The sequence below is a fragment of the Ornithinicoccus halotolerans genome, from assembly GCF_009602535.1.
Taxonomy (GTDB): domain Bacteria; phylum Actinomycetota; class Actinomycetes; order Actinomycetales; family Dermatophilaceae; genus Ornithinicoccus; species Ornithinicoccus halotolerans.
On the sequence record NZ_WIQI01000030.1, the window covers coordinates 19,495 to 27,448 of the forward strand.

Sequence of the window (7,954 nt, forward strand, 5' to 3'; positions counted from 1 at the left end):
CACCCCCCCGGCGGGGGACCCCCACCCCCCTCCCCGGTAGTACCGCAGGGGTCTGCGCAATTTGGTGTGTACGGTTTCGGGGTTCGCCCTCCTGGTGGTACGACATCCGAGGGCGCCGGCTCTTCCGAGGTACTACATAACGAAGAAAGCGAGGCTTCGCTCCGCGGTCACACTATCGCGAGGAACGAGGAGAGCGCCATCCGCCGACCCTGTCCTCATCGTGCCACCTTGTGCGAGAGCCCGGAAAGGCTCCGCGCACCTACTCAATACCGAAGTCGAATCCGCCTCGCTGGTGATGGCCAAACCGCTCTCTCAGGAAGTTGCCCGTACTAGTGAGGTCGGACGAAGTGTGTCGATGCCGATTGGAATGGAGCGTATCGGCCTGGTGTGAGAGCAACTGTAGCTGATCGGCCAGCTCCTCGTTTGGCGTCTTCCCGTTAGGCTGCTGCTTCTCCACCATGTTCGGCGGTATGGCTAGGTACCCTTGAAGAACTGCTGGCAGATACTCCCTGACCATGGCCTCCAGTTCGTACTCGAATCTGGCATCCCCAAGCGACTGTTGTCTTTCCGCGTCGATGACAGCGTCTAGCGTGTGAGACGTCTCCAGAATCGATACGTAGGCATCAGCCGGGAGGCGCTGCTTGTTCTGCTTTGCGTGCGACGTAACCCATGCCAAGGAGCGTGAAAGCTCATCCGCAGAAGATCGTGACGGCAAGGCTGGTTGCTGCGGCTGGCTGGGCCGAACGGAGGCAGTCATATGCTGCTGCTCCGCTGTTGCCGCAGGGGGGACTGGTGAACCTCTCCTACTCAACCACAAGTCGCGCAACTGGTAAGAGCGCACCGTCGATGCGCCCATAGAGCTCAGCCCTAGAACGGCGGAGAGCCCGTCCAATGCGGTCCCCGTTGGAAGAGCGAGCGCCACTGAGAATAGGAACGCGTACACAGCTCCTTCAAGAGCAACCCTCTTATGCTTGGCACCTACCCCTATGATCAGCAAAAGAAAGGCGACAAAAGGAAAGAAGACGACAGCAAGTACTATCTTGATGATGTTACCTGTAGAAAAGCGGGACATCATCGACCCTGGGGGGGCTGCATGGCCGCGGCATCAGAGGCATGGCTGCGTTCCAGATGAGCTCGAGCTCGACCGACCTGCCCCTCAAGAACCTGCACTGTCTGTTTCATGGACTGGGCCGCTTCGGCCTTGTACCGGTCGATCTCGTCCATCGCCTGGAAGACGTTATCAAAGGCCTGTTGCAACTTGGCAGGGTCGATTGTTGCCCTTGCCGCATTCTCGTGTATGGCAGCGCCTTGAGTGCGGAGCAGCTCTGACGTCGACACGATCATGTCCGAGGTAGTCGAGTTCAAAGCGTCGATCTGCGCCAGCACGATCTTTTGCTGCGCCAGCGCCTGCGCCACGATAACAGCGACTCGCAGCGCTGCCAGCGTCGTGTTGAGCGCTCGGTCTACTCCTTTAATCAGCTCGGAGTTATTCTTCCTGACCACATCTAGGGCTAGATACCCCTGAATAGATACCGCCATCTGAGTCATGAGGTCTTGATGCCGCTGGCGGACGTAGAAAAGGGCCTCTGACTCTAGCGTGGAAGCGTCCTCTGCGTCGCCCTCGTTGCGGAGGTCTGCGATTCGCCGTTCCAGCCCGTCGCCGAGGTGACGCGCCAGCACAGCGTAGTTCGCCAACTGCCCGATCGCCTCCCACAGCGCGTCTCGCTCCGTCTGGATGGCAGCGCTGTCCTGCCGTAGTTCGTCCTGCCCACCCTTAAGTGCCTTGGTGATGGCGTTCAACTGTGCTTGTGCGGACTCATACTTCATGAAGTAGCGCTGGACGGCCTTGCCGCCGGGTAGAAACCTCAGGACGCGCTTCGTGCCGGTCAGATCATGACGCTTAGGGTCTAACTCCGTCACGATCTGCCGCAACTCGACCAGCGTCTTGCCGGTACGCGACGCAGGATCCTCGCCAGTGGATGTCAGCGCCGCAGCGGGCCTCCTCAACATCCTGTTTGAGGAGGCACCGGCCTGCTGCATCGTTCCCTCACCGAGCCGCGTCAACTGCGCCAGCTTGGTCTGAAACTCGGGGCTCTGCAGGGGGGTAGCCAGCAAATCGTCAAGGAACTTCCCGGCGGTATCAGCATGCCGCTGCTGCGCATCGGCATCGACCAAGACCATGCCGCCAACCTTTTCCGGCTCGTGAACGACCACCTCCGCCGGCGGCTGCGGCGGCTCCAGCACCAGGGCGTTCTCTACCTCCGGAGGCGGGCTCGAGCCGAGGTCGAGAGGGTTGGACATGGCATGCTCCTTGGGGTGGGTGAACCGGTCCTAGTCTGACAGGGTTTCAATCCTGTCGTTGGCTACCGCGGCTGGCCAGTTCGGCGCCTGCCAAGCTTGCTGGTCAACAGGCCCTACTCACAGCCAACGCCGTCGCCGTCGCGGTCCAAGTGGCCTGCGTACCCAGGTTCGCCCCGGCGAACTGGAGCCGCTCCGGCCTCGCGGGCCGCGGTGCAGTTCTTGTAGTAGACCGACCCGCCGGTGTTGCTGCCCGAGCCCGACGACTCCGAGCTGCCAGAGCCCGAACTGCTAGAGCTCGAGCTGCTAGAGCCTGAGGACGAGCCGGAGTTGGTGGACCCCGAACCGGTGCACACGAAGTTCTCTTCCACCCGGGCGTCTGCCTTCACGTAGCGCTGCTCGCGGGTATGCTCACCGTATCCGTCGCGGGAGTCGTACCGGGCGTTGGCATACCCCTTCTCGATCAGAGCAAGTCCGGCGTCGGTCTTGCCGAAGTCCAGGTAGCGCAAGATGCGGTCGTACCGGTCTCGGTCATCACGTGCCCCGGCCACGAGGGTCACCTGCTTACCGAGCACAAGAGATTCCATATGCTCGGTGGCCACGGTGTACCCACACTCGCCACGCTCGGGCGTGTCGATTCCGATGACCCGCACCCGCTCGCCGTTAGACAGATCCACGGTGTCACCGTCCACGACATTGGTAACCGTCGCGGTCTGCCGCTTCTCGGCGTCCTCCCTGGCCTTCCGCTCGGCTTCGGCCTTCCGCTCGGCTTCGGCCTTCCGCTCGGCTTCGGCCTTCCGCTCGGCCTCAACCTTCCGTTCGGCCTCAGCCTTCCGCTCGGCCTCCTCCTTGGCCCGCGCCTCCTCCTTGGCCCGCTCCTCGGCTTCCGCCTCAGCCTGCGCCCGCGCCTCGGCCCGAGCCTTCTTCTCCGCCTCGGCCTCAGCCTTGGCCTCCTCAGGCTTCTCATCCCCTTCAGCGTCGACATCCGTCTCCGCGGCATCTGCCTCGGCCGCTGCCTCCGCCGGTGCGTCCGGCGCGGCCACCGTGTCGTCCTCGCCCCCGAACAGGACCCCAACCACGATCACGAAGGCGATAAGCCCCGCGAAGGCGATCGCGCCCCACTTCAGGATGCTCTTGATGACGCCCACAGTGGCCCCTCTCCGGTCTCCGGCGGCAGTGCAGCACAGCGGAGCCCCTGGAAGGTTTCTAGGTGTAGCGACCCCTGACGACTGAGCCTGAAGGGGTTATCGGAACGAAGCAAGGAACGTTACTGATTCGTTACACCGACGAAACCACGCTGAGGCTCCCCTTGCGGTCGTTCGCATAATGGGGATCATGGCCAGGCGGGGGAACCGGATCGTACTGGCGGCGTCGGCTGTGCTGGTTGCCGCCGGTAGCTCCGCAGTGACCTGGGCGGTGCTGAACCAGGAGCCCGCCCCGCCGGCGCCTCGGTCGACCGGCCTGTCGACGGTCCAGACAGCAGAGCCGTCTACCGCGCCTGCCACCACGTCTCGCCCCGCGACAGAAGCCGCCACCGCGGACACGGCAACGAAGAGGCCCGACCGCGAGCCCGAACCTCAGGTGGCGGCGATGCCCCGGTCGGCGCCTGCATCGATCGAGATCCCGGCCATCGACGTCAGCTCGCCCCTGCACTCATTGGGCCTCAACGACGACGGCACCCTGCAGGTGCCCTCTGGTGAGCGCTACGACGAGGCCGCCTGGTACGACGGCTCTCCCACCCCGGGGGAGATCGGGCCCGCGGTCATCGAGGGCCACGTCACAAGTCAAGGCGCGACTCCCTCGGTGTTCTTCGAGTTGGGCGCGCTCGAGCCCGGGGACCGGGTGCGGGTGACCAGGGAGGACGGTTCCGTAGCGGTCTTCGAGGTCTACGCCGCCGACTCCTTCCCCAAGGACGCCTTTCCCACCATGGCGGTGTACGGCAACACCGACCGGCCCGAGCTGCGGCTAATCACCTGCGGTGGCGAGTACGACACTGACGCTCGGGCGCACGTCGACAACGTCGTGGTGTTCGCTCGACTCGTATCGACGGCCTAAGAGAGAACAACGGCGCTGCCACCCTCTCCCGCGCGAGAGGGTGGCAGCGCCGTTCTTCGTGTAGGTGTCGGCTTGCTTCAGTCGCGAGCCTCGCGGCGACCGGCCAGGATCAGACCGCCGGCGCCGGCCGCCAGGGCGAGCGCGCCGCCAGCGAGCATCCCCTGGTTCTCGAAGCCGCTGGTCGAGCCGCCGCCGGTGGCGACGCCACCAGAGGGCACGTTCGTGACCTGGTCGTCGTCGTCCTCTTCCGCGGTCCCGCTGCCGACGGGGGTCTCGTTGCGCGCCGGATCCGAGTACTCGGCGTAGCTCTCGCAAGCGACACCGTCGTCGTCCCCGTCGAGGCCGTGCGGATCGCTTGGGTCCGACAGATACTCCGCCTGGGCTGCCGCCTGGGATTCGAAGTCGGCGCAGTCGAGGTCACCGGTGTGAGAGTCGGCGACAGCCGGACCGGCCAGCATCAGCGTGCCCGTGATGGCCAGAGCAGAGGTCATGGTTGTACGTCCAAGTCGCATGGAAGTCCCCTCGTAGTCGCATGGATAGTGGCCCGCGCCACGCTAACAGCGCCTAAATGAACCCTCAAGGGTCGCTGGGAGCACCCTGGGCGAGCCCACCCAATCGACCGGGTCGCTGAGCCACCACGGCATGCACTCAGGGAGCGCGCCGTTCGAAGGTCGTCCGACACTCCCAGACCACGGCGCAGTCGTACTCAATCAGGAGATCGATGAGGTCATCGCTTGGGCGGACCGGAAGAAGCAGCGCCTTCGACTTGTGGTCGAGGAATCGCGCATAGTCAAGCACCTGGCCGAGCCCCGCACGAACGTAGGTGCGGGCTGCTGATGCCTTCGCCTCCACCAGCTCCTCGGTCGCTTTGTTATAGATGTCCGTGAAAATGTAGCCACCCCCGGGAATCGGGACACGGTGCCTTACGGTGGCCTGCCCCCGGGCCCTCAGCCACTCCGTGTACCGAGCGACCAACTTGGCCTCCCGGCGCACGGCAGCCTTCGGCTCGTCCGGTCGCTGCGCGGCGTACTTGTCGACGTTGCTTGCCTCCACCGGAAGCTCCTCGGGAGTCGCCGCGTCCAGGTCTGCCTCGTCCTTCGAGTCTTTGAGGACGTGCCCCAGCGGAGACAGCCGGAACACCAGTACCGACCGCATTTCGCCTTCGCGATCGAGGGCATCCGCCCGGTAGTACGGCGGGTCGGCCAGTGCGAACGCGCCAAGGTAGGTGGTCTCGCGCCCTTCGCTACGGAACACCCGGACCGTCCGCCCGAGACGCTCCGCATCCATGAGCGACTTGTTGCCGCCCGTCCACAGCGACTGGTCGCCTACCTGACCATCACCCGTGTAGTGCAGGCTGCCGTCCAAGTGCCAGCCGTCGTACTTGTAACCGAAGGCCTCGCCAGCGCTGGGATTCGTAAACAAGAAGACGCTCTGCGCCTTCACCGCGGGCTCCATGCCGCCGTAGCGGCCACCGCCCCACCGGTCGTGAAGCTCCCTGCGCAGCAGGGTTTCTCCAACCTCGACATCCCAATCCGACATAGCTGCAGCAAATCACACGTACCTGCCCCCTACTGGAGACGCCGGCGGTAGCGGCCGCTATCAACGCCGCCCTTGGGGGTCGGCTATCCGCAAGTTACACAACCTGTGACATGTCGCTAACCTTGAGGGCTCACTCTCCTGCCGGGCAATACTGACGAGCCAGCCCGCCACCACCTGACGCAGTACGTCGAGCACACACGACACTCGAGCCAGTGGGGCACCTGGGAGCTGGTGCGATTGGCCCGCCTGAGTCCCCGCTGCGCAGGCATGGATCTGGCACGTATCTGGCACAAGAACGGGGCACGCATGCGTTTGCGCTGGCCAGAGGGCCTTCTCTCTGGTGGGCGATACTGGGTTCGAACCAGTGACCTCTTCCGTGTCAAGGAAGCGCGCTACCGCTGCGCCAATCGCCCGAGTCGTGGAGCTGGAAGTGGCTCCGCTGCGAGGTGGAGACGGGATTCGAACCCGTGTAGACGGCTTTGCAGGCCGTTGCCTCGCCTCTCGGCCACTCCACCGCGAGGCATCGGTGGTGCCTCCGAGCGGACGACCGGTCTCGAACCGGCGACCTCAACCTTGGCAAGGTTGCGCTCTACCAACTGAGCTACGTCCGCAACTCTCCTCGGGGTGTCCCCGCGGGCTCGAGGAACATTAGCCGACGAGCGTGCCACCGAACAAATCGGGTCACCCCTGCTGGTCCTCTCCCCGCTCCACCGGGGTCAGCGTGCGCCGCTTGTCCGCCGGCGTCCGGACCTGCTCCCACCAGTCCGCGGCCCGCACCACCGGCCCGCGGTACTCCGGCGGCGGCCACAGCCGGCGGATCCCGGCGTTGAGCGCCGCGCCCAGCAGCACCGCGATCGCCAGCAGGTAGAACCAGATCAGCACGATGATCGGTGTCGCCAGCGGCCCGTAGATCGAGGGCCCACCCACGGCCTCGCCCGCGAACCGGCGCACCAGCATCGAGGCCATCACCCAGATGACGACGACCAGGACGGCCCCCGGGATGTCGCGGACGAACGGTGACCGCTGCGGGGTGGCCACGTGGTAGAGGCCGGTGAGGCTGAGCAGGCCGAGCAGGCTGACCGTGGGCCAGTACCCGCCGATGAGGACGTCCAGCCCGCCGGGCAGCCAGTCACTCAGCAGCGAGGGCCCGAGCAGCACGAGCGGGAAGATCACGCTGCCGACCAGCAGCGTGGCCAGGTACAGCGACAGGCTGAGCACGCGGGAGCCGATGACCCCTCTCGCTCCGCTCTGGCCGTACATGATCGAGATGGTGTCGAGGAACACGTGCAGCGCCCGGCTCCCGGACCACAGCGACAGCACGAACCCCAGCGAGATCAGCTCCGGCCGGCCACCGGCCAGGGTGTCCCGGACGGTCGGCACGATGATGTCCTGCACGACCTCCGGGGTCAGGAAGCGCAGTGACCAGGTCTCGATGGCGCGGCTGACGTTGGTGACGGCGTCCGGGCTGAGGGACTCTCCCAGGTAGCCGACGCCGGCGATGAGCCCGAGCAGCAGCGGCGGCAGCGACAGCAGCATGAAGAAGGCCGCCTCAGCCGCCAGGCCGGTCACCCGGTAACGCATCGCGATGCCGCCGGTCTCCACCACCAGCCGGGCGGCCGGGACCCCGCCCGGCACCGGCTCCAGGACGCGCCGCACCCGTCGGCGGAGGGTCACCGCCACTCCCCCGACGGTATGGCGCTCGCTGCGGCGCCCCGGCACCCGCGTCTCACCACGCGTTCAACCTAACGGCCGAGGCGGTCGGTGACTGGTCACCGCAGCGGCGTGTGGGAGTCGCCGTCCGCGGCAGCTCCCCGGATACGTCACAATGAACGACTGGCGGCCTTATGGTTTTCGGCCCACCGGCCGCCCGCACGTGCTCACTCAACGACAGGACCTCGATGGACCTCTGGCCCGGCAAGCCCTACCCCCTGGGCGCGACCTACGACGGCACCGGCACCAACTTCGCCCTCTTCTCGGAGGTGGCCGAGGCGGTGGAGCTGTGCTTCATCGACGACGACGGGAACGAGACGCGTCGGGAGATGACCGAGGCCGACCACCTCGT

At 65.7% G+C, this 7,954-nt stretch carries 8 protein-coding genes and 3 tRNA genes; 2 read left to right on the forward strand and 9 right to left on the reverse strand.

Translation table 11 applies throughout. The features are described from left to right. Window positions 1-259 precede the first annotated feature (259 nt). The 3 genes from GFJ45_RS07615 to GFJ45_RS16725 all read right to left on the reverse strand — a co-directional run bounded on the left by GFJ45_RS07615 (window position 260) and on the right by GFJ45_RS16725 (window position 3,446). A complete protein-coding gene (locus tag GFJ45_RS07615) occupies window positions 260-1,075 on the reverse strand; it encodes a hypothetical protein (protein WP_194288568.1) in 816 nt (271 codons plus the stop codon). Continuing rightward, window positions 1,072-2,301 carry a toxic anion resistance protein gene (locus GFJ45_RS07620; RefSeq protein ID WP_153395801.1) on the reverse strand — a complete coding sequence of 410 codons (1,230 nt, stop codon included), beginning with the start codon at window positions 2,299-2,301 and terminating at the stop codon, window positions 1,072-1,074. The genes GFJ45_RS07615 and GFJ45_RS07620 overlap by 4 nt, the downstream gene beginning before the upstream one ends. 113 nt (window positions 2,302-2,414) lie before the next feature. Next, on the reverse strand, window positions 2,415-3,446 hold the full coding sequence (locus GFJ45_RS16725) for an excalibur calcium-binding domain-containing protein (protein WP_228386671.1): 1,032 nt from the start codon (window positions 3,444-3,446) through the stop codon (window positions 2,415-2,417). Window positions 3,447-3,888: 442 nt separating this feature from the next. Between GFJ45_RS16725 and GFJ45_RS16730 the strand changes: the two genes are divergently transcribed. Continuing rightward, a complete protein-coding gene (locus tag GFJ45_RS16730; RefSeq protein WP_228386672.1) occupies window positions 3,889-4,353 on the forward strand; it encodes a class F sortase in 465 nt (154 codons plus the stop codon). A gap of 77 nt (window positions 4,354-4,430) precedes the next feature. Here the strand turns inward: GFJ45_RS16730 and GFJ45_RS07635 are convergent, their stop codons facing one another. The 6 genes from GFJ45_RS07635 to GFJ45_RS07660 all read right to left on the reverse strand — a co-directional run bounded on the left by GFJ45_RS07635 (window position 4,431) and on the right by GFJ45_RS07660 (window position 7,566). Further along, on the reverse strand, window positions 4,431-4,865 hold the full coding sequence (locus GFJ45_RS07635) for an excalibur calcium-binding domain-containing protein (protein ID WP_228386674.1): 435 nt from the start codon (window positions 4,863-4,865) through the stop codon (window positions 4,431-4,433). A 136-nt stretch (window positions 4,866-5,001) separates the two neighbouring features. Then, entirely contained in the window at window positions 5,002-5,796 is a 795-nt protein-coding gene (locus tag GFJ45_RS07640) for a hypothetical protein (protein WP_194288569.1), read from the reverse strand. A gap of 434 nt (window positions 5,797-6,230) precedes the next feature. Then, a tRNA-Val gene (locus tag GFJ45_RS07645) sits at window positions 6,231-6,305 on the reverse strand. A 31-nt stretch (window positions 6,306-6,336) separates the two neighbouring features. Then, window positions 6,337-6,407 (reverse strand) — tRNA-Cys (locus GFJ45_RS07650). Between the two features lie 23 nt (window positions 6,408-6,430). Continuing rightward, window positions 6,431-6,503: transfer RNA gene (locus GFJ45_RS07655), tRNA-Gly, on the reverse strand. A 70-nt stretch (window positions 6,504-6,573) separates the two neighbouring features. Continuing rightward, the gene (locus GFJ45_RS07660; RefSeq protein WP_228386675.1) at window positions 6,574-7,566 is read right to left on the reverse strand and encodes a YihY/virulence factor BrkB family protein; all 993 of its coding nucleotides are present in this window, start codon (window positions 7,564-7,566) and stop codon (window positions 6,574-6,576) included. Between the two features lie 224 nt (window positions 7,567-7,790). Here GFJ45_RS07660 and GFJ45_RS07665 point away from each other — a divergent pair. Beyond that, window positions 7,791-7,954 (forward strand): hypothetical protein (locus GFJ45_RS07665; RefSeq protein WP_153395808.1); only part of this gene is annotated, 164 nt, incomplete at its 3' end.

Coding starts and splice junctions, on each gene's coding strand:
- GFJ45_RS07635 (WP_228386674.1), bottom strand. CDS start 4,865: ATGCGACTTGGACGTACAACCATGACCTCTGCTCTGGCCATCACGGGC.
- GFJ45_RS07620 (WP_153395801.1), bottom strand. CDS start 2,301: ATGTCCAACCCTCTCGACCTCGGCTCGAGCCCGCCTCCGGAGGTAGAG.
- GFJ45_RS16730 (WP_228386672.1), top strand. CDS start 3,889: ATGCCCCGGTCGGCGCCTGCATCGATCGAGATCCCGGCCATCGACGTC.
- GFJ45_RS07615 (WP_194288568.1), bottom strand. CDS start 1,075: ATGATGTCCCGCTTTTCTACAGGTAACATCATCAAGATAGTACTTGCT.